Here is a 21,714-nt window from a genome sequence, read left to right on the forward strand (position 1 = left end):
AAGGATTAATAAGTTAGAAAAATAATTTTATTTGCCAATTCCTAAGCCAATTCCGGCGGTGTAAGCTTGGTATTCGCCAATGCTATAAGCTCCGTATAACCTAAAAATAGCTAAGTGTAAAGAGAAACCTATGCTTGATCTTACGCCGGCAATATCATCTTGTTTGAATTTTACAGGGTCAGTAAAGGTGGTGAATTTATCAGGAGAGTTTGGAAGTGGGCTAATCACAGTTGGCGCACTTGTTCTCACTATATAATTTCCTAATAAACCTAAATCAGTTTTAGCGGTGTTATATCCAATAGAAAAGAAAGGAGTGAATAAGGCTATTTTTTTAGATACAATAGCGTCAAAAGTATAGCCACTAAATTTACCTTCTACTCTTTGTTTAAGATCTTGGCCACTATTGCTATCATCAACTTGATCTGCTTGGGCAACCTGGTAGTTATACTTTATCTGGTTGTAGCCGGCTGCTATAGCAATGTCAATCGGGATAATTTTTTCGGTTTTACCCGGCATCAAAAGCTTGGTAATTTCGTGTTTAATTCCAAAGCCTAATACTTGTACGGTTCCATAATCCTCTGATTTCCCTATTTCTGGAGAATATCTGATAGATACATCAGTATTTTTAATAATTCCAATTGTAGCTTGTACCTGCGGGGAAGGAACAAATTTAATTCCAGAACCTGCAGGCATATTAAATGACCCTACTTCTGTACCGTTGTTATCATATAAAACCAATTCAGGGCCTTCATTATTAGCTCCAAATGCAGTTGGTGTAGAAAAATTAGCAGGGTTTCTTAATCTGGTTTTATTGGAAAGTCCAAGAGTTCTGATATCAAAAGATTGATCTGATGAGGGAACCATGGCGGCTGAAGCCTGAATTCTAAGATCAAATTTTCCTAAGTTTTTGGCTTTCGCCGAGTTGTACCAGCCACTATTCATTCCAAAACCTAAACCTTTAAAAAATGGATTTAAATAAGCTTTGGCGAGTTTTGCTGCATCTTCTGGTCCTGATTTAATAAGTTCAGAAACATCGCCTTGAGCAAATGTTTGATTACTAAAAAAACAAAATATTAATAAGAAGGTGATTTTTGAAAAGTAGTTTAACTTTTTCATTTTTAGAACTGTTTTTGTTAGTTCCTAAAGTATATTTTTTTAATCAGAAAAGGAAAGAAGTTCATTACAAATACAAATTTTTTAGAAAAATTTCTCATAATTATTGGTTCTAATTAAGGGTAATTACGTTGCTGATTCCAATTATGATACCAGTTTTTTAAATAAGAGTGAGAATAAGCGAAAAGGTTTAATTTTGTGTGATGGATAATGAGTTTGACCAGTTAGAACAAGAGGAAAGTGACTTATATGAGCATTTAAAAATTATTGTTGATAAAGGACAGTCTTTATTAAGAATAGACAAGTTTTTGATGCACCGTGTAGAAAATGCTTCACGAAGCAGAATTCAAAATGCAATAGATGCCGAAAATGTATTGGTAAATACCAAACCCATAAAGGCAAGCTATAAAGTAAAGCCTTTTGATGAAATTAGCATTGTATTGCCTCACCCACCCAGAGATACAGCCGTTTATCCAGAAGATATCCCTATTCAAATTATTTACGAAGATGAAGATGTGATTTTGGTGAACAAAGAAGCTGGAATGGTAGTGCACCCAGGTTATGGCAATTGGAATGGTACTTTGGTAAATGCCTTGGTATTTCATTTTAATTCTTTACCACAATTACCAGGAAATGATGGCCGACCAGGATTGGTGCATAGAATAGATAAAGATACTTCTGGCTTGTTGCTGATTAGTAAAAACGAAAGAGCAATGACTTATTTGGCTAAGCAGTTTTACGATCATTCTATTACCAGAAAATACATTGCCTTGGTTTGGGGAGATTTAAGTGAAGACGCAACCATTAGCGGCTATATTGGTAGAAGTGCAAAAGATAGAAAAGTGATGGATGTTTATGATGATCCTGAAAAAGGAAAATGGTCTGTTACACATTACAAAGTTTTAGAGCGTTTTAACTATGTTACTTTGGTAGAATGCGAATTAGAAACCGGCAGAACGCATCAGATTAGGGCACATTTTAAGCATATTGGTCATCCGCTTTTTAGTGATGCACCTTACGGCGGAGACAAAATTAGAAAAGGAACGCTGTTTGCAAAATACAAGCAATTTGTAGAAAACTGTTTCGAAATTATTCCAAGGCAGGCTCTACATGCTAAAACGTTAGGCTTTATTCATCCCACACAAAAAAAACTTGTTCACTTTGAAACCGAACTTCCGGCTGATTTTAAGCAGGTTATAGAAAAATGGAGAAATTACTTACAATAGCTTTGAAAGCTTTAGTTAAATACCACGTTCAAATCATAAATTTGTAGGGCTATGGCTAAAAAGTTTATCAATTATAATGGGGAGATTTTAGATGAAGAGGATAAGATTTTTAACATAGGTAACCGTGGTTTTAAATACGGTGATGGCTTGTTTGAATCTATGCGGATGGCTAAAGGGAAACTTAACTTTGCCGATTTACATGCCGACAGGTTACAAAAAGGGATGAAAATTTTAAAATTAGAAGGCTATTCGCAAATGGATGCCTACTTTTTAAAAGATAAAGCCGAAGAAATTTGCAAGCGTAATAAAATTAGTCAAAACGCCCGTTTAAGGTTAACGGTATTTAGAAATGCAGGTGGGTTTTATGCTCCAGATCAAAATAAACATGCTTACGCTTTAGAAGTGCAACCATCAGATTCTCCTTTTTATGAGATCAATGGGAAAGGCTTAATTATGGATATTTATAAAGAAATTCCTAAACCTATAAATAAGCTTTCTAACCTTAAAACCTGTAATTCTTTAACTTACGTAATGGCTGGGATTTATAAGGCGCAAATGCGTTTAGACGAGGCTTTTATTTTAAACCAGAATGGTTTTTTATGTGAAACCATAAGCGCAAACGTGTTTTTGGTTTATAAAGGACAGTTGTTTACGCCAGCTTTAAGTGAAGGTTGTATTGGTGGCGTAATGCGCCAAGTGGTGATGCAATTGGCGCAAAAGTTTGATTTACCAATGATAGAAGCCCAAATAAATTCGGATATTTTAAACGAAGCCGAAGAGGTTTTTATTACCAATGCCAGTAAAGGTATTCAATGGGTAATGGGTTTTAACCGCAAAAGATATTTTAATGAGGTTTCCCGATTTTTAATTGATAAATTAAATAAGGAAGTTAAATGATTTGAAGATTTGAAAATGAGATAATTTGAAGATTAATTTACAGTAGTTTACAAGGGTATCTTCAAATCGGCACATCTTCAAACTAATATATTTTCAAATTAAAGAAGATTACTAAAACGCTAGAAAAGCATCTTCAAATCTTCACATCTTCAAATTAACTTAACCTCATTCCTCGTAAAAATTCATCAATTTTCATTCTCTTTTTACCTTCTTGCTGAATTTCTTTTACACACACAAATCCGGTTTTAGAAGCAAACTTGAGGTAAGTTTTGCCATCTGTTAAAAAAGCCCCGGCAGAAATACCGGGTTCTTTATCTTCTTTTTCGGCAAGGTAAATTTTAAGTCCTTTTCCTAAAAATTCTGTAAAAGCGGCAGGGTACGGGCTTAATCCTCTGATATGGTCAAAAACCTCTTCGTTACCTTTATTCCAGTTGATTTTACAATCATCTTTAAAAATTTTAGGTGCATGTTTTAACTCCGCTAAACCAAAACTTTCCTGTGCTTTTTCTTGATAATCGCCGCTTTCTATGGCTTTTACTGTAGTAGTTAATAAAGTGGCACCTACTTCCATTAAAGCATCATGCAAATCTCCGGCGGTCATTTCCTCAGTAATTTGTACTTTTTCAGAAAACAAAATATCGCCTGTATCAATCTCGTGTTTCAGAAAAAATGTGGTGACACCACTTTCTTTTTCTCCGTTAATAATGGCCCAATTAATAGGCGCTGCACCGCGGTATTGGGGTAAAAGAGATCCATGTAAATTGATGGTTCCTTTTGGCGGCATATTCCACACTACTTCTGGTAGCATTCTAAACGCCACCACAACTTGTAAATCGGCTTTTAAAGCTGCTAATTCAGCTAAGAATTCTGGGTTTTTTAATTTTTCGGGTTGTAGTACTTTTAATTGATGTTCTACGGCAAATTTTTTAACCGCCGATTCGTTTAATTTTTGTCCTCTGCCAGCAGGTTTATCTGGAGCGGTAATTACGCCTACAATATCAAATCCAGCATTTAGCAACCCAGCTAAAGAAGCCACCGCAAAATCGGGGGTACCCATAAAAACTATTCTCATCTGTTTAATTCTTTTGAGTCTGTTTAAAACAAAAATATTTTCAACCTTAACGTGTTTGGCGTTTCAAGTATTTTAACAAAGATATAATAGGAGCTGAGGATTTAGAAAGTATAAATTTTTTAATTAAGCGCTCAAGGCTCTCCGTCCCTATGGCGGGACATGCCTAGTTACTTTTTTCGAGTTATTTATTGTTTTTTTAAGGCTCTCAAGAGTGCTACGCACTTTTTCCTTGATGAAAAATTAACCAAAAAATCAAGGCTTGATGAATATTTGATCGAAAACCCTCATTTGGCTTTGAAGCACAATTTTGAGCCGTGTGTATGTTTCTGCTTTACTAAAGTATCTACAACACTCTTTAAAATTGTTTAGCAATTGTGCTTTAAGAATGTTTCTGCAAAAGCCAAATGGGTTTTTCTTCCAAATCTTCAAAGGCCGTCTTTGCAACTTGGCTCTGCTTTGTCGCTATGCATATCGGTTTTGCAAAGGCATAAACTTAATTGGAATAGTAAATTTAACTCTAACCTACAGAAGTAGCCAGACAAACCAAAGTACACCGTATTATTCCGCCTTGGCGATTGCGGTTAGCATTGAAGAACAAATTGCAGAAGCTTTGTAGCAATCGGCGTAGCGGTGGCTTTTTTGAATACTTTTTCAGCTAAAGAAAAAAGTATTTGCCCTACCGGCGGCATGAGCCGGATGTGTAAGAATTGGAATACTAAATTTAATTGAAACACTAATTTCCTAAAAGCACAAACCTCTCCGTCCCTATGGCGGGACATGCCTAGTTACTTTTTTCTTGATAAGAAAGTAACCAAAAAATCAAGGCTTGATGAATATTTGTTCAGTAAGCCTCAATAAATCTTAAAACGCAAACCGAAGCCGTGGGAATGGCAGTGAATTAACAAAGTCTATGCAACACTCGTCGGTTTGCTGAGGGTACTGCTTTCATAAAGTTTCTGCAAAAGATTTATCGGTCTTCCTTTCCAAATCTTCATAGGCCATCCTTGCTATGTGGCTCTGCGTTGTAGATCTACTAAATGGCTCTGCACAATGAATTTACAAAGGCACAATCTCAATTGGAATAGTAAATTTAACTCAAGCCAAAGAAGTAACTAGACAAACCGAAGTACACCGTTTTATTCCGCCTTGGCATTAGCGGTTGTGATGAAGAAGTTAAAGCACAAACTTTGTAGCTAATGGCGTAGCGGCGGCGTTTTGGTCCTTTTGCGCTGAAGCAAAAGGACTAGGCCTCTGCGGCTATGAGCGGCGAGATTATGAATTAAAATAACAAATTCAATAAAAAAAACCTATGCTTTTATCGCCCACCTCAATTTTGCAGAACGAGCTCTTGGGTTGGTGTTAGATTCTTGTGCCGAGGCTCGAATTGGGTCGGGAGCAATTTCATTGTAAATGCCCGCTCTAAATAATCCTTGAAAAGATTTTTTAACCCTGCGGTCTTCGCCCGAATGAAAAGAAAGTATCGCTACTCGGCCACCCGGAGCTAAAGCATAAGGCAATTTTTCTAGAAATTTATCTAATACATCAAACTCATTATTTACCTCAATGCGTAAGGCCTGAAAGCAACGTTGACAAGCTTTTTTTACTTCTTCGCTACGCTCTGCCGGCGGAAGAAACTCTAAAGCATTTTTAATCACTTCTTTTAGCTGTGTAGTGGTACTAATGGGATTTCCCTTTTTAATTTCATCTATAATATCTTCGGCAATGTAAGCCGCATTGGGCTCGTCAGAATGTTCTATTAATATGGCTTCTAAGTATTCTCTAGAAATGGTTTTTAATAAAGCTGCAGCAGATTTTCCACTGTTAGGATTCAATCTTAAATCTAAAGGGCCTTCTACTTTAAATGAAAATCCTCTATCCGGGTTGTCTATTTGCATAGAAGAAACGCCTAAATCGGCCAAAACAAAATTCAGCGGACCTGCTTCTTCGGCAATTAAATCAATACCCGAAAAATTCATTTTTTTGATGGTAAGCACTTCTGGTCCGAAACCCAAAGCCGCTAAACGATCTCTGGTTTTAGGTAACTCAAAAGGATCAACATCTGTAGCGTATAAATGCCCACCCGGCACCAAACATTTTAACATTTCTAAACTATGCCCGCCGTAGCCTAAAGTGGCATCCATCCCCACCTGACCAGGAACAATTTGAAGAAATTCCAAAATTTCGTTCACACAAATAGAACGGTGCATTCCGGCTGGCGTACGCCCTTGCTGTTCAATTTTTGCGATGTCTTCAGAAAAACGCTCAGGCTGTAATTCTTTGTATTTTTCTTTAAAAGATTTTGGGTGTGTACCCTTATAACGTACCCTGCGTGAACTTTTTGGCTCCTGATCTTCCATGCTGTAAAACTAACATTTTGACGCTTGCCTCACAAGCAAAGATTTCCCATCTAAAATGTGCTCATTCAAAAGCATTTATCAATACCTCACCTTTAAAGCAATATCACCCAAGGGTTTTATTTCTTCCTGATGGGTAAATACCACTCTACCGTTTTTAGAAAAAACATCCCAGGCAATTTCATTGGTAATATCATCTATTACACCTGTTTGTTTACTATCGTTCACCAAATCAAAAGCCCATTCGCCGTTCATTTTTACAGCCTGATGAAAGTCTTCGTTCACAATCAACAAATCGCCTTTTCCTTCCTTTGCAGCCCTAAAAATATCAGACAAATCTGTAAAAACTAAACCATGTCCAACCGCTTCCCGCATCTCTTTAATTTCATCGGCTATACGTTGTTCATGCACCTCATCAACCACTTTCCAAGCCGCATCCGCTAATGCTTGCAGTGTAGTGTAATTATAATCTACAGCCGTATATCCTAGGTAAATAGCGGGTACGTCAGCTATTTTTTTTAAACGACTGTAATTATGTTCGGTGCAAACCAATACACAAGGCAAACCTGTTTCTCTATGCATTTTAATCATTGCCTTGTCTATCACATTCAGGTATTCCAAAATAATGTTCTCCACTCGGCCTGGGTCGGTAAGCTCTTGTGGGTCTTTATAATGGTGTTCTTTGTTTATTTTTTGATCTTTTAAAGTCTGGTCAAAAGGGAAATCATCGTTACTAATTTCGCCTAAAATTGTATTGTTAAGGGCGTGGTATAGTTGGGCTCCCGCTTGTGAAATCAATAAAATATAATATTCCTCGGTTTGGTTAAAATCTTTTATCAATGGCTTAAGCGCAAATCTATCACCAACTTGTACCGTATTTTCCAGCAATTTAAACATAGATTTACTTACCTCTTTTGTGCGGTTAGACAGAAAAATATGTAAACTGTTTAGGCTATAGTTTAAATAATTCACATCAATTTCCTCCTCAATTTCGGCTATATTTTTTAACAAATCACTTACATCTTCTTCTGCAAATTCGTTTAATACTCGGGTTTTAGCCTCTTTTAAAAGGGCTTCCAAAGTCAACAAATCTGGTGCATTTTCTGGATGAGTTTGATGTGTAATCATTGAAATAGTCACACAAGGGTTGCTTCTCTCAGTCGCAAGGCCTTCTAATTTTTTGTTTCGCATCTTGTTTTATCTAACAGTTGGTAGGATAAATAATTAAAGAATGGGTAGATTCTTTTTTTTAATGAAAAGCATTTTTACAGATGATTGCTTTTACTGAATACAAGATAAAATTTTTTTTTTTTATAGCAGCTGATTTTGGTTGGTATTAGGTTTAATAAATAAATATTTTGGGCGTTCCCTTCCCAAAAAAGGGAAGGGCAGGCTTTCCGCTGTATTTTTTTATTTGTCGTTCTTCGACTCCGCTCAGAATGACAAATAAAAAAGATGCCGCTTCAATCCTTAACGCGACCTAAAAACGGAATAAAAAATCAGATTATTTTAAAGTTAAAGCCTCGCCTTCAAAAGCTATTCCTTGCCATCCATTGGCCATAAACTGCCTGATATTTTGATGGTCTGTAGCATCAGGAGTCGCCAAAACTGCTTGGTAATGTTCTGCAAATAAGTATAGGGTATCTTCGGCACTTAAATTATTCTGTTGGGCAAAAGTAAAAACCTTTGCACTTCCCTGGTTTTGTGAGGCTTCGTTATAAGCATCTCCATTTTTAAAAGCGGTTGGCGTATGCTGGTAATAACTTTCTATAAAAGTAATTACATCATTAAACTTGGTGGTTTGAGCTTTTAAATTGCTAAGCAAAGTAATTAGTTGATCTCTCATTAATTCTTATTTTGAAATTGTTGTTGGTTTAAATAAAAACGCAATGTAGTTAAAATAGGGTTTTGTAGGGACAAGTGAAAAGCGGATTTGTAAATCCTTTTTATTTGTTAGTTCGAGATGCGCAAAAAGCTAACATCACGAACAGCGTGTTTGATTATGAGGAAGGAACATTTAAACTAGAAAGGTTTTTTAGGTATGTTATTCTACCATAAGTTTCTGCTGCTGCACAATAAAGTCGAATGAAAGTTCTGCTAATGTTTTTCCATTTACAATGGCATCCCAAGCACCGTGTCCTTGGTTTATAAGCGGGTATAATTTGTAATTCACGCCTGTTGAGGTGTATATATCTCGCAAATTAATGGCATTGATATATGCTACAGTAGCATCTTCAGTACCATGAGTAATCATCATTGGCGCATCTGAAGAATCAAAACGTTGATATCCATAAATGCTATTTAATGCAGTAACAGCGATACCGCTACCCCAGAAATCTAAAATCGTTTTTATGGTATAAGTCTGATTCAAATTGGTAGTGGATAGCGTAGGGTCTGTATTTAAAGAGATTTCGTTAGTAAAATCTGTTGGGTTGCTAATCCCCATGCTAACAGCAATAAAAGCACCAGCTGATCCTCCTCCAACTGTGATGTAATTTGGGTCTATATTATAATTAGCTGCATTTGCCATCACCCATCTCATCGCCGCTTTGGCGTCTCTATGTGCCGGATACATAGCCATAAATTGAGATTGTTCAACAGGTGAAACACTATTTTGTGCATATTGAATCCATTGCGTAGGTATCGTACCTTTATCTCCCAGTAATCGGTAGTTTATAGAAAAAGCTACCCAACCTCTTGAAGCAAAGTAATTTGCAAGATTTACAATGTTAACATCACTTTTATCACCGCCAGAAAATCCTCCTCCATGAATTAATAATATGGCAGGTTGTTTTTTAGTATTATTTGCAGGTTTATAAACGTCTAATTTTAAATCTATAGTGGAAGAAGAAGTACTGTTTAAGGTTTGATGGCTGAGTCCCTGACCATATTTGATATTTTGTTCAACGACAACAGTATAGGTTGATGCTGATTTAACAGACACAGTATTCGAAACTAGAGTGTCTGTACTTTCCTCTTTTTTACAAGAAGAAAAAACGATGAGTAACAGCAATATTTTAAAAAATTGGTTCATTGGTTTTTTTAAATATTTGGTGTGACTGTTTGAGGGTTAAAAGGTTTAATAAATGATAATGATTGGCGGGCTTGGTGAAGGTGTTTTATGATATCATCAGTGTTTGAAAAATCTTTATACCTGGTATTTCTGGTAAAGAGATATTTTCTTTTTTAATTGCCGGAGAAAGTCCTCTATATTCATAATAAGATTTCAGTGATCCTTAAAAAGGAACACTGAAACATGAATGGGGGATTTGTAAATCCTTATTATTTATGAGTCATTAGTAAGGACTTTTGTCTGTTTTTATACCAGCTGGCAATTCAAATTCTTTGTCGTCAAGTTTCAATGATTTTATTTCAGTTGCAACACTCTCCAAGGTAAATTGTGCGTTATCTATAATTGATTTTAAAGGCAAAGAATTTGACTTTGAAAGATAATCGAACCAGTTACCAAATTTATGGTTCGCAAATAGTTTGGCGTCAACAGCAAGTTTGGAGTTGAAGTAGTATTTCTGAACTCCACTTATGCATGTTAGAATGACTTCGTCACATTTATAACCTAATACTTCTGTTACGTTTTTGTTGAGTTCAACTTTTAAAACTTCATCACCTTGAAGGCTACCGTCATTCCAAAATGCTGTTTCGGAATTTGATATTTTGTTATAAAGTTTATTGTCACCGTTAATGTATAATTGCCATTGAACCAAAGTCCCATTAGCAATTGATTTATAGTTGCCACCTTTAATTAAATACTCTTGTTTCGAGCCCATTATAGATGTCCATTGTTGGTCGGTCATTTGTGGGTTTTTACTTTTGTAGGTGTTTGAGTAAAAGATTTTTCCTTCAAAATTTTGTCCAAAGGTTGTTATAATCGCTAATAGCGAAAATGCAATTGATAATACTGTTTTTTTCATTGTCGTTTGTTTTTTATTCTACGAAATACCAAGGTATATTAAAAAGACCTTCTTTGTAATCTATGGAAACAGTTTGTCCTATTTCTGTTTTGTTATATTATTTTTTTTAGCCGGGTCTCTCACAGAGGACCCTGCGTTTTTATTTGCCGCTCAAGGCACTTTTTCCATTACGGATAAGCGGAGAGAATGGGAAAAGCGGATTTGTAAATCCTTATTATTTATGAGTTCGAGATGCGCAAAAGCTAACATCTCGAACAGCTCGAGTGATCCGGAAAAAGGAACACTGAAACATGAATGGGAATAAGGTGATTAGTTGATCTCTTATTTGAATATTAATTTGTAAAAGGGCGCTTTAGCTTATTTAAAAACGCAATTTATACAAAAACAAAGTATTTTAGCCACTTTAATTATATTCATCCCTAAATTAGACTCGAATATTTATTTCCAATTGATGACCCTAAAAAATGTAATTTTTACTGTTTGCTTTTCAATGATTGCAAGCTTAGGCTTTAGCCAAACCAAATCTATAATGATGTTTGACGGAAAAACGCTCAAAGGTTGGGAAGGCGATTTAACTTATTGGAGGGTGGAGAATGGAAAAATTATAGGAGAAATTACTCCCGAAACCATCATCAAAACAAACACTTTCTTGATATGGAAAGGTAAGGCCCCAAAGGATTTTGATTTTTCGGTTGATTATAAAATATCGGCTAGAGGAAATAGTGGAGTAAACTACCGCAGTACCAGAGTAGATAGCCTGCCATTTGCTTTAAAAGGTTATCAAGCAGATATTGACGGAAAAGACAAATATAACTTGGGCTACCCAAGGCATACCGGGCAAAATTATGAAGAACGTGGTCGCCAGTTTTTAGCTACCCGAGGGCAAAGAACCTTAATTGAAACCGGTAAAGCACCATTATTTATAGATAGCACTGGTACTCGCACCAAATTACTTCAGCATATTCATTTCGATGGATGGAACACCTTACGTATTATTGCTAAAGGAAATGTTTTAAAACACTACATTAATGGAATGTTGATGAGCGAGGTGACAGATGATGATGAGTTAAACAGCAGAGGCAAAGGTTTGATTGGCGTACAGGTTCATGTTGGGCCACCCATGACTATTGAATACAAAAATTTTATACTCAAAAAGTTGTAATTAGAGGTGATATATAAAGAGTTTTTAAATCCTTGTTATTTATAAGTTAGAGATGCGTAAAAAGCTAATGTCAAGAACAGCGGGTTTTATTTGCTTTAGCGTCATATTTCTAAAATCATTAAAGTGAGGTTAACAGATGCGGCTAAAGCCAATTGCGTAAATTAATTGTTTTATCAGTTGCTTAAAAGCAACGGTAATAAATGTATGGTGGTTGAAAATATTGCTAATTGTACAATCAAATATTTATTTCAGTTGGCTTTAGCCAACTGACTAGGTTATGAATTTCATGTGCTTTAGCACCATTTATAGGGGCTATGTTTTTTGTCTCGTCTCTCGCAGAGAACCCTACGTTTTATTTGACGATTAGCCATTCTCCATTGCTGAGAAACGGACGGAATGGAAAAAGCGGATTTTTAAATCCTTCTTCCGAGGAGACTACGGGCAGAATGGTTTTTTATTCTTCAAGTAGTTTTTCGTTTAACTGATTCTCCACAAACTCTTGTTGTCGTTTGTTTTTGTAATCAAACCATTGATCTCTAAAGTCACTTGAATTATCAATGACGAACTTAAATTCTCTGAATGGCTTTTTCTTATCCAATGCTTCAAGGAGTTTGTTCTGAAGGAATTTGTTTTCTGTTAACTGTTCGGCAAAGTCCTCCATAAATTCAAATGCTTCGTTTGAAGTCCATTTTTTTATTTGGCAATAGTCAGTAGCGTTATTTTCTAAAATTTCCATTTCACTTTCCCATCCTTCATTATCAATGTCGGATAAAGCTTCCTCGTCTGGGATAAAAAGAAGGTGACCAGTTTTTTTGTGAAAATAGGCGCAAAGACCGCAGTCAAGCTCTTCAGCAATTTCTTTTATGTTTTTAGATGTAAAAGAGACCATATTTTTTTCTTGTTTATCAAAATTAGAAAAAAAATATTTTTTTGTAAAACGGTGTTGTAATTTGATTCGGGGTATTTTTTTGATGTTAAAACAAAAGCTGTTGAGGTTAACTTGTTTTTTAAAACCCTCGAATTTGAGGAGGTTAAAATTTGAATTGTAAATGGGTTACCAAAAGCTTAGTAGTTCTATTGTGTTTTTTTGTCGGGTCTCTTGCTTGGGATGATGAAATGGGGAGGAATCTCAACAAAGGGTTTCCGAGAAAACAGGGGAATGCTTGTTGAGATTTCTCCTTTTTTTGATGAAGGTGAAGGGATGATTTACACTTCTACTTCTTCTTTTTTCTTGTTTCTATCTAAATAGGTGGTCATTAAATCGGGAATTTTTTCAAAAACGGCGCTCATTCCTTTGTTTGCATGGGAGGTGATGAATTGGATTTCGTCGCCACGGGTGACTAAGAACCCAACTGGGCTGATGCCCATACCAGCTCCGGCACCTGCGCCACCGCCTTCGCCCTCGGCATTTGATTTGTCCATGGCTTTTCCTTTTCCTTCGCCGCCACCACCACCAAAGCCTAAACCTACCGACATCACGGGTACGCAACTGAATTCGCCCAATTTAAATTCGGTGCCAATGATGGTTTCTATTTTTGTTTCTGACTTTAAAAATTCAGTAATTTTTTCCATTGTTTCATTTAAGTAGTTCATGATTTTTGTTTTTAAAGATTAATTGATTGTGTTATTTATTAAAAAGATAGGCCCAAATAATACGAGCCATAGTGTTTTCTATTTGGAGATTGATTTGGTTTTGCCCAACAAAATTGATGTGGAATTGCTTTTTAGAGACTCGGCTTAAGCCATAAAACACCGGAAAAAGAGCGGCATTCCACCTTACGTTTTCAAAATCGAGATTGATGTAGCAGGTATTAATTTTAAAGCTGTTAATGATAGATTTTAGCTTGCTGAAAGAGAAATATTTGCTTTTGCTTGTTTTTCGTTTTTTGACTTCCGTTTTTTCTTTTTTAGTTGTTGGAGCTAATAAATCGATTTTCTTTTTCCATCCGGCAACTTTAATTTTTAAGAATAAGGTACGGTTGGCCATTTGTATTTCTGCGGTAGCTATTTTATGAAATCTTAGTCTTAGCCTGTTTACAGTGCTGTTGGCTTCTAAATAAAAGGGCGCAAAAAGTAAATAGCTGAAAATGATCGTAAATATTGAAAGTAGGAGAAGCAGCCACATCATTTCGTTTCTTTTTGGTGCAGCAAAATTAGGTTGGAAATTGTGGGGAGAAGATGACGGTGGTTAGGTGAGGGAGTGAAGTTTGTTTTGTTTAGATGCTTTTGCACATGGTAATCCCCAAACGCTCAAGGCTTTCCGTCCCTAATGGCGGGACAAGCCTAGTTCTTTTTTCTTGATAAAAAAGTAACCAAAAAATCAAGGCTGATGAATATTTGATCAGTAAGGCTCAATAAATCTTAAAGCGCAAACCGAAGCCGTGGGAATGGCAGTGAATTAACAAAGTTTTATGCACCACTCGTCGGAGTGCTGAGTGTACTGCTTAAATCAAGTTTCTACAAAAGATTTATTGGACTTCCTTTCCAAATCTTCATAGGCCATCCTTGCGACGTCGCTCTGCAAAATGGCCTTGCGACGTTGCTCTGCATAAATACTTTGCAAAGGCACAATCTTAATAGGAATAGTAAATTTCAAAATTAACATCAGAACACCTAGCACTAACCATTCATAACCGACTAAATTCCGCATTGGCGATTGCGGGTAGCATTGAAGAAATATTTGCAGAACCTTTCGTAGCAATCGGCGCCTGCCTGCCGGCAGGTAGCGGTGGCTTTTTGGTCCTTTTCAGCTAAAGGAAAAGGACTAGGCCTCCGCGGCTAATGAGCGGCAAGAATATAAATTATAATAGTAAATTTCAATTAAACTATTAAAGCACAAACGCTCAAGGCTTTACATCCCTCATTATGGTGGCTAACTTTCTAAAGCACTTTTCTCTTTCACTAACAAATAATAATCATGCTCTAATTTAAGATAACCAAATTCGTAACAAAACTTATAAACGTCGCCTTTTTGGTTGGTATAGGTGTGGGTGAAATATTTAAAGTTGAAACTCAGTTGCGTAAATTTTACACCCGAAACTTTTGTCTTTCCATCGGGATTAAGTTTTTCTAATACTTTACGATTTTTAAGTAAAATGGTGTTGATGGTTTTAATTTGGGTAGGATGATCGGTCTTAATCTTATTGTTATAATTACTTCGACATTGATCATCGCAAAACTTTTTATCAGCCCGTCCTTTTATTGCTGATTTACAATCTAAACATGTTTTATTCATAAGGTGCTGTTTTAAAGGGTTTAATGATAGATAAATCTAATGATAATTTGTTGATATCCGTATATATCCGTTTATATACGGATATACACGATTAATATCCGACTAATTTTTTCGACTCTTCACACCTTTGTATCGTCGGTTGGCAATGAAGTCAACTGGTCGTTAATCAAGTGTTTACATTTTAATTTTTAAGATCATGAGTAATTTAAGAAACAGCGTAAAATTGATAGGCTTTTTAGGCAGCGCACCAGAAGTAAAAGAATTATCAAAAACTAAAAAAGTAGCAAGAATGAATATTGCTACTAATGACAGCTACAAAAACGATAAAGGCGAAAAAGTAGAAGAAACGCAATGGCATTCTTTAGTATTATGGGATAAACAGGCAGATATTGCAGCTAAATATTTAACTAAAGGAAGCGAAGTGGCGGTTGAGGGTAAACTAACCAGCAGAAGTTACACAGATAAAGAAGGAGTGAAGCGTTACATTACCGAAATTGTGGTAAGTGAGTTTTTAATGTTAGGAAAAAAGGCTTAGTAATTTAACCCTGATAGGAATAAAAAATGTCTGGAATTCTGGATTTGCCTAGGGCATGATCTTCTAAAAATTCCAGACATTTTTTTATCTACTCTTTAGTTTTTTGGTGGGGGAGGAGGTCCTTTCTTACCATCACGTGGCATCATTTTTTTATCGCCAAGTTTAGGGTGAGATTTTAAGAATTTCTCGTATTGATCTTTAGTTAAAATGGATTTGAGTTGCTCGTTTTTCTGATTTTTCATTTTCTCCATTTCAGCTTGATGTTTTTCATGCATCGCTTCCATTTCGGCCATGTGTTTTTCATGCATTTTATCCATTTCTGGTTTCATGCTTTCTTCCATTTTTTTCCAATCGGCAACTTGTTTATCGGTTAAACCTAAATCAGTTTTAAGCTTATCAAAATTAGGTTGATGCATTTTCATCATTCCTCCCATTTTCATGCTATCTTTTTGATGCATCATCATCTTTTTGTGCTTCATGCTGTCTTGCTGTGCATAACTCCCAAAGCCTAGCCCCAGAAATAAAATCATTCCAATTATTTTTTTCATGCTTTCTGTTTTTTTTAATTTCTTTTTGTTTTTACTACTTTTTGTTAGATGCTTTTAGACAACAAAACTTGTGCTAAAGAGTAAGTATTTTTTATTTAAGATTATTTTTAATGATTTTTAAGATGCGATACATTTTTGATAAATGAAAAATAATTTTTTTTACCACAGCTTTGCCTAACAAAAAATGTTAAATGCTTAATTGATAAATAATTACTTAGAAAAGGAGAAGTTCGAACGATCGTATGTGCCAGGAGAAGCGTGATCGCCTTCTTTAAAAGAGAAATTAACAAAATTAATTCCGGGAATTTGGGTGTAAGAATAGGTGACTTCGGCCATAAATATTTGGCCACCCATACTTCCGCTGCTTTGGGTTAGGAATTCTGCATCCAAAATTTTCACAAAAGCAGTATCGTTTTGTTGTTTGATCCAAACAATTTTTATTTCTGGATATTTTCTTACTAAAGCCTCGGTTACGTTGCTTGAATCTAACTCTTGAGTAGTGACCTCTTCATTTTGAACCAATTTCATTTTTTGAGAAGTAGAATCTGTAACCACCGACCATGGCACATCGGCAATTTGAGTAGGTTTTTCTGTGCTAATTAAGTTGTCAGTGGTGGTTGTTGACGAAGAAGTTTTTGGGTCTTGATTACAAGCCATTAATACTGTTAACACTAAAATTAAACCGCTAAATTTCTTCATCATATTAAGGAGTTGTAACCGCAACAGGTAAAATTTTCCCGTTAAAAAATTGGTGACCTGTTAAAGCAAAATCAGCTACATATTTTCCCATTTCATAGGCTTGTACCGGAGATTCATAACCAGGAAAAGCTTTTTCTAACATTTCTGTTTGTGCAGATCCTAGCGCTAAACAGTTTACACTTATTTTATCTTCAATCAATTCCTGAGCCAAACATTCGGTTAAATTATGTAGTGCTGCTTTACTTGCCGAATAAGCCACTAAACCCGGAAATTTAGAACTCCCCTGAAAACCACCCATAGAACCAATGTTTAAAATGTGCGATTTCTTGTCCAAATGTGGGAGTAAAGCTTGTATCATTCTAAAATGCCCCAAAACATTACTTTGAAACATTTCGGCCATATCAAATTCTGTTAATTCTTTAAATGGTTTATTAATTAAAGCACCCGCATTGTTAATTAATATGTTAAAAGTGCCCCAACGTTGTTGTATAAAGGTTATTAAACCAGCAGGCTCGTCACTTAAAATATCAAAAACTATTGGATACAACTTAGCTTCAGGATTTAAGCTCAATACAATTTTTTGTAAGTTTTGAAGCTTTTCTTTATTTCTGGCTAATGCAATTACTTCATGTCCTTTTAAAGCTAATTCTATTACGGCTTCAAAGCCTATTCCGCTGCTGGCGCCTGTAATTACAATTTTTTGTGAAATAGTTTGATCGTCTAAAGAAGTAGTTTGCATGTTTTATTCTTGTATAATTAATTGCGTAACCGGATTTTTTATCAACCCAATACCATCATGAATGAGTTTTTTTAACTCAGGCTCATTAGATGCTTTTAAGTTGAGGTAATTGTTAATTTCTACCGTTAATTCTTTTTGTAAATGATGTTGTTCTAATATCTCTAAAATTTCTAAAGCACACAACCAATCTTCTCTAAAATTACTTTTTAATTCTTTAAAAATACCCAACAGCTCCTCAAAACCTTTATCATTGATTCTAATATCTCTCACTTTTTGGTAAAGCTGATGCAAGGTTTTTACCTCCTTTGGATATTCTATTTTCTTGGTTTGCATTGCAGATACATGAGAAATTTCTTCAAAAGCATCTTTATCAGCGGCACCACAAAATACCGAAACTACTTTTTCGCCCACGGCCATGTCGTAAGTTCCCCATTCGGGTTTAAATAAAATATTTTCATTTTCATCTTTAACCGTACAATCCTCAAAACTAATGAGGATTATTTTTTGGTCTTTGATTAAGATATTTTTCACTAAACCCGAAACGTTTATGCCGCTCTCAAAAATTAAATTGGTTTTTTCGCCAACAATAATTTGATGATGGTTTAGCTCATCTTCTTCAAAATTTTCTAAGGCTTTCGCCGATGTTTTTAACTTTCCAACCGGAGAACTAAATCCGTCTTTATGGTAGTTTTTATCATGCCCATTGAGTTGTTTGTTTTGGTTGCTTAAAGCTGATGGTCCGCTGGTTCTGATGAAAAGTAATTCGTCTTTTTTACTTAAGCCAACATCGGTAAAAACCCCGGTAATCTGTAAGCCCGATGAATAAACCGCAGTACAAACATTTTTAGATTCTATAGCTTTCAGCACACTTTCAGCACCGCCTTTTCTAAACGACATGGTATCGGCGAAAGCCTCTAAAACATCTATTAAATTTTGAAAAGTAGGCGTTACAAAAAGTTGAGGTTGAGGTTTTGTAATATCATAAGAATAATTTACGGTGTCTAAATTGTACCACAATTTTTTCACATCGGGCTGCATACAGGTGGAGCTTTCGCCGATAGAAGAAAGCAAACCTGCGCCATAAATTTTGGGGTTTTCTAAAGACCCAATTAAGCCATATTCTACGGTCCACCAATGTAGCCTGCTTAATAAAGCCATTTCAGAGGGGTCGCCTAAATTATCCTGACAGAAAGCTACTTTTTGTTCGACTTTTTTAATATCAGCAGGGTGTGCGTTGGCATCTTCTTTTAAAATAGATAAGGTTCTAATGGCTTCATAAAGATCATGATCTTTTGAAGAAAACATGGCTTTAGCACCTATGGAGCCAAAATAACTTAAATAATTGTTATAATCTGTATCTGCAATTATGGGTGCATGGCCTGCCGATTCGTGGATGATATCTGGTGCCGGTGTGTATTCTATGTGTTTAATTTGGCGAATATCTGCTGCAATCACTAAAACATGGTATGATTGATATTCCATAAAAGCCACCGGAGGTATAAAACCGTCGACTGTTACTGCGCCCCAACCAATTTTACCTAAATGATCATTCATGGTTTGCAAATCAGGAATGTATTCAATATTTAATCCTGCTCGGTTTAAGCCTTTAATGTATGGGTAATAAGCTACATCTTTTAAATAGCTATAATTTTGGCGCATTACATAGCGCCAAACCGCATGATCTACAGGCGTATAATGTTCATAATGTTGAGCTACAATATATTGCTTAAGGTGCTTAGGTAAATTTTTTACCTGAGCGTTATTAAAATCATTAAAAGCATCCATAAGGTTATAAGGGTTAATCAATTCAAACTAAAATAAATAAAGAATGAATTGCGAAATTAAGCAAAATATCAGAAGTATATTCTGATATTTTGCTTAATCCCTTTTAAAGATATTAAAAATGCTATGTTTCACCTTCTGAATAGTTTGTAAACCTATTGATAAAGATTCGGCTCGCATGTCATCATATTCTTCATAAAGATGACCACTCTTTTTGGTTTGAGGATAGACTAATATTTTGTTTTGATCAGGATAAAACTTGTCTAATTTTTTTTCTATTCCATCTAAACTATTGGCATAAGATACAGAGCCTTTTCTGGCGCTTACAATGTATAAAAGGTCAGTTTCTTTAATGGTTTCTTTTAATGGGAAAAGATGATCCCAGTCTACCTCATTAATATAGGTTGCAGACATACTTAATCTGCTTTTTTTAATGATATTTTGAATGGTGACTTGAGTTTTCTCGTTACAATAAAAAACCACAGGAATAGTCAATTCTTTAGAGAGGATACTAATTTTTGAGAACCATACTTTAAAGCCATATTCATATTCTGAAAGTGGAGGACATGTTACCACAATTCTGCTGTGTAATACCAAGGCCTTATTTAATTGACAAGCAAAAAAGTCTTTATTTAACGATTCTACAATGCCTTCGGTATGTTTATCGCCTAAAAATTTATCAATAAAAGTGCTTTTATGCGGCCAGCCCGAAAGGATGATATTAGCTGATTTTTCACGAGATGTTCTAATAATTCCACCAATAATATTGTAATCTATGGTGGCCACAATATCTACTTTTGTTTCACTGGCAGAAGCGTATTTTATAGAATCACTTAGTTTTTTTCTGGCGTTAATAAGGTTAAATTCTGCAGTATCATTATCGGGCACAACAGAGAGTAGTGTAATTGGATTTATTGATTTTTTGTTTCTGAAAATGGAGGCCAAATCTAGCATCATTTCCAAATAATCATAATTAGCTAAGGGAATTAAAATGTTTTCTTGCTTTAATTCTTCTTCTTTTTCTTGGTTTCCGTTGTTTTCTTTATCCTCAGACAATACAATTTTTTTGGCGGCACCTTCTGTCGCAAAAGAAGCGATTAGGCAAGTCACTAAAATTAAAATAATGGTTCCGTTTAGAATATATTCATCAATAATTTTTTCTTGGAAACCTACCAATATAATAGCCAATGTAGCAGCGGCATGCGCACTACTTAAACCAAAAATAACTTGCCTTTGGGGGGCTGTATATTTGAAAATTAACTGGGCAACAGCCGATGCTAACCATTTACCTAGCAAAGCCACAACGGTAAGTGCTGCCGCAACAATAAGGGTGTTAGTGCCTTTGAAAATCACACTTACATCAACCAGCATCCCCACGCTTATTAAAAAGAAAGGAATAAAAATGGCATTCCCTACAAACTCTATTCGGTTCATTAAAGCAGAAGAATGTGGAATGAGTTTGTTTAGTGCTAAACCAGCCATAAAAGCACCTATAATAGGTTCTACACCGGCAACTTCGGCTAAGAATGCAGCAAAAAACACCACCGAAAGCACAAAAATGTAATGAGAAGTTTTCTCGCTTTCTAATTTGCTAAAAAACCATTTGGCTACTCGTGGAATAATCACAAACATAATGGCCGAAAAGATAATTAAGGAAGTGATTAACCTGACCCAAAATTCGGTATTGAGATTACCTTGTTCTGAACCCATAATTACTGCCAAAATAATTAATACGGCAGTATCGGTTAAAATAGTTCCGCCAACAACAACGGCTACAGCCTCATTTTTGGCTATTCCAAATTTACTGATGATGGGATAGGCAATTAAGGTGTGCGTGGCAAACATACTAGCAGTTAAAATACTGGTATTCATTTGATAACCTAAAATATAATAACAAAGTGGAAAGCCAATAGAGATAGGGATAATGAAAGTGAGGAAACCAAAAATCAGACTTTTATTCCTGGTTTTTTTAAAGTCGCTCATGTCTAATTCTAAGCCTGCAATAAACATGATATACAACAAACCGATAGTCGAAAACAATTCTACAGCTGAGCTTTTAGCTAAAATATTTAAGCCATGAGGACCTATAATTGTCCCTGAAACTATTAAGCCAATAATACCCGGAATTTTGATTTTACGGAGTAGTATAGGAGAAAGTAAAATGATAAAAAGTATGGTGGAAAATATAAGGACAGGGTTTTTTAATGGTAAATCAAATTCTTTTAAAAGGTGATCGAAAAAACTGGTGTCCATTTTAAATCAAATATGAAAGGCTAAAAAAAATCTTTGCAACTATTTCTAAATTATTACGATTTTGCTCCCAAATATATCATCAATTTTATAATAATTTGTAACCAAAACAGTGTGTTTATGTGAATAAATCGTGAAATAAGGCATATTTTAGTCGGTTATACCGTAAAACA

The 21,714-nt window shown here is 35.3% G+C and carries 20 protein-coding genes; 4 read left to right on the forward strand and 16 right to left on the reverse strand.

Annotated elements, in window-relative coordinates; translation table 11 throughout:
* Positions 1-27 precede the first annotated feature (27 nt).
* Positions 28-1,116 carry a DUF6588 family protein gene (locus tag FA046_RS12040; RefSeq protein ID WP_136826773.1) on the reverse strand — a complete coding sequence of 363 codons (1,089 nt, stop codon included), beginning with the start codon at positions 1,114-1,116 and terminating at the stop codon, positions 28-30.
* A 200-nt stretch (positions 1,117-1,316) separates the two neighbouring features.
* Between FA046_RS12040 and FA046_RS12045 the strand changes: the two genes are divergently transcribed.
* Positions 1,317-2,339, forward strand: a complete 1,023-nt coding sequence (locus FA046_RS12045; protein WP_136826774.1) for an RluA family pseudouridine synthase — start codon at positions 1,317-1,319, stop codon at positions 2,337-2,339.
* Positions 2,340-2,390: 51 nt separating this feature from the next.
* The gene (locus FA046_RS12050) at positions 2,391-3,236 is read left to right on the forward strand and encodes an aminotransferase class IV (protein ID WP_136826775.1); all 846 of its coding nucleotides are present in this window, start codon (positions 2,391-2,393) and stop codon (positions 3,234-3,236) included.
* Between the two features lie 154 nt (positions 3,237-3,390).
* On the opposite strand, the gene fmt is transcribed toward FA046_RS12050, so the two are convergent.
* The 6 genes from fmt to FA046_RS12080 all read right to left on the reverse strand — a co-directional run bounded on the left by fmt (position 3,391) and on the right by FA046_RS12080 (position 10,591).
* The gene (fmt, locus tag FA046_RS12055) at positions 3,391-4,308 is read right to left on the reverse strand and encodes a methionyl-tRNA formyltransferase (RefSeq protein WP_205943645.1); all 918 of its coding nucleotides are present in this window, start codon (positions 4,306-4,308) and stop codon (positions 3,391-3,393) included.
* A 1,307-nt stretch (positions 4,309-5,615) separates the two neighbouring features.
* A complete protein-coding gene (rsmH, locus tag FA046_RS12060) occupies positions 5,616-6,665 on the reverse strand; it encodes a 16S rRNA (cytosine(1402)-N(4))-methyltransferase RsmH (protein WP_136826776.1) in 1,050 nt (349 codons plus the stop codon).
* A 78-nt stretch (positions 6,666-6,743) separates the two neighbouring features.
* On the reverse strand, positions 6,744-7,853 hold the full coding sequence (locus FA046_RS12065; RefSeq protein ID WP_136826777.1) for a baeRF3 domain-containing protein: 1,110 nt from the start codon (positions 7,851-7,853) through the stop codon (positions 6,744-6,746).
* Between the two features lie 313 nt (positions 7,854-8,166).
* A complete protein-coding gene (locus FA046_RS12070) occupies positions 8,167-8,508 on the reverse strand; it encodes a HopJ type III effector protein (protein WP_136826778.1) in 342 nt (113 codons plus the stop codon).
* A gap of 198 nt (positions 8,509-8,706) precedes the next feature.
* Positions 8,707-9,696 (reverse strand): alpha/beta hydrolase, encoded by a 990-nt coding sequence (locus FA046_RS12075; protein ID WP_136826779.1) that lies wholly within the window; start codon positions 9,694-9,696, stop codon positions 8,707-8,709.
* A gap of 262 nt (positions 9,697-9,958) precedes the next feature.
* Complete coding sequence (locus tag FA046_RS12080) at positions 9,959-10,591, reverse strand: hypothetical protein (RefSeq protein WP_136826780.1); 633 nt, start codon at positions 10,589-10,591, stop codon at positions 9,959-9,961.
* Between the two features lie 451 nt (positions 10,592-11,042).
* Here FA046_RS12080 and FA046_RS12085 point away from each other — a divergent pair, with 451 nt between their 5' ends.
* A complete protein-coding gene (locus FA046_RS12085) occupies positions 11,043-11,753 on the forward strand; it encodes a 3-keto-disaccharide hydrolase (protein ID WP_136826781.1) in 711 nt (236 codons plus the stop codon).
* A gap of 454 nt (positions 11,754-12,207) precedes the next feature.
* Here the strand turns inward: FA046_RS12085 and FA046_RS12090 are convergent, their stop codons facing one another.
* The 4 genes from FA046_RS12090 to FA046_RS12105 form a co-directional block, all read right to left on the reverse strand.
* Entirely contained in the window at positions 12,208-12,642 is a 435-nt protein-coding gene (locus tag FA046_RS12090; protein ID WP_136826782.1) for a UPF0158 family protein, read from the reverse strand.
* 317 nt (positions 12,643-12,959) lie between these two features.
* A complete protein-coding gene (locus tag FA046_RS12095) occupies positions 12,960-13,346 on the reverse strand; it encodes a GerW family sporulation protein (RefSeq protein ID WP_136826783.1) in 387 nt (128 codons plus the stop codon).
* 31 nt (positions 13,347-13,377) lie between these two features.
* Positions 13,378-13,881 (reverse strand): hypothetical protein, encoded by a 504-nt coding sequence (locus FA046_RS12100; protein WP_136826784.1) that lies wholly within the window; start codon positions 13,879-13,881, stop codon positions 13,378-13,380.
* A gap of 744 nt (positions 13,882-14,625) precedes the next feature.
* The gene (locus FA046_RS12105) at positions 14,626-14,988 is read right to left on the reverse strand and encodes a hypothetical protein (protein WP_136826785.1); all 363 of its coding nucleotides are present in this window, start codon (positions 14,986-14,988) and stop codon (positions 14,626-14,628) included.
* A gap of 196 nt (positions 14,989-15,184) precedes the next feature.
* On the opposite strand from FA046_RS12105, the gene FA046_RS12110 reads away from it, so the two are divergent.
* Positions 15,185-15,523, forward strand: a complete 339-nt coding sequence (locus tag FA046_RS12110) for a single-stranded DNA-binding protein (protein ID WP_136826786.1) — start codon at positions 15,185-15,187, stop codon at positions 15,521-15,523.
* A 95-nt stretch (positions 15,524-15,618) separates the two neighbouring features.
* Here the strand turns inward: FA046_RS12110 and FA046_RS12115 are convergent, their stop codons facing one another.
* From FA046_RS12115 to FA046_RS12135, 5 genes are all read right to left on the reverse strand, one after another.
* Entirely contained in the window at positions 15,619-16,071 is a 453-nt protein-coding gene (locus FA046_RS12115; protein ID WP_136826787.1) for a Spy/CpxP family protein refolding chaperone, read from the reverse strand.
* 210 nt (positions 16,072-16,281) lie between these two features.
* Positions 16,282-16,773, reverse strand: coding sequence for a hypothetical protein (locus tag FA046_RS12120; RefSeq protein ID WP_136826788.1), 492 nt, complete (start codon positions 16,771-16,773; stop codon positions 16,282-16,284).
* Position 16,774: 1 nt separating this feature from the next.
* On the reverse strand, positions 16,775-17,509 hold the full coding sequence (locus FA046_RS12125; protein ID WP_136826789.1) for an SDR family NAD(P)-dependent oxidoreductase: 735 nt from the start codon (positions 17,507-17,509) through the stop codon (positions 16,775-16,777).
* Between the two features lie 3 nt (positions 17,510-17,512).
* Positions 17,513-19,294: an aromatic amino acid hydroxylase gene (locus FA046_RS12130; protein WP_136826790.1), complete on the reverse strand. Its 1,782-nt coding sequence runs from the start codon at positions 19,292-19,294 to the stop codon at positions 17,513-17,515.
* A gap of 93 nt (positions 19,295-19,387) precedes the next feature.
* On the reverse strand, positions 19,388-21,544 hold the full coding sequence (locus FA046_RS12135; protein WP_136826791.1) for a cation:proton antiporter: 2,157 nt from the start codon (positions 21,542-21,544) through the stop codon (positions 19,388-19,390).
* Positions 21,545-21,714: the final 170 nt, after the last annotated feature.

The sequence above is a fragment of the Pedobacter cryophilus genome (genome assembly GCF_005116455.1).
GTDB classification, from domain to species: Bacteria; Bacteroidota; Bacteroidia; order Sphingobacteriales; family Sphingobacteriaceae; genus Pseudopedobacter; species Pseudopedobacter cryophilum.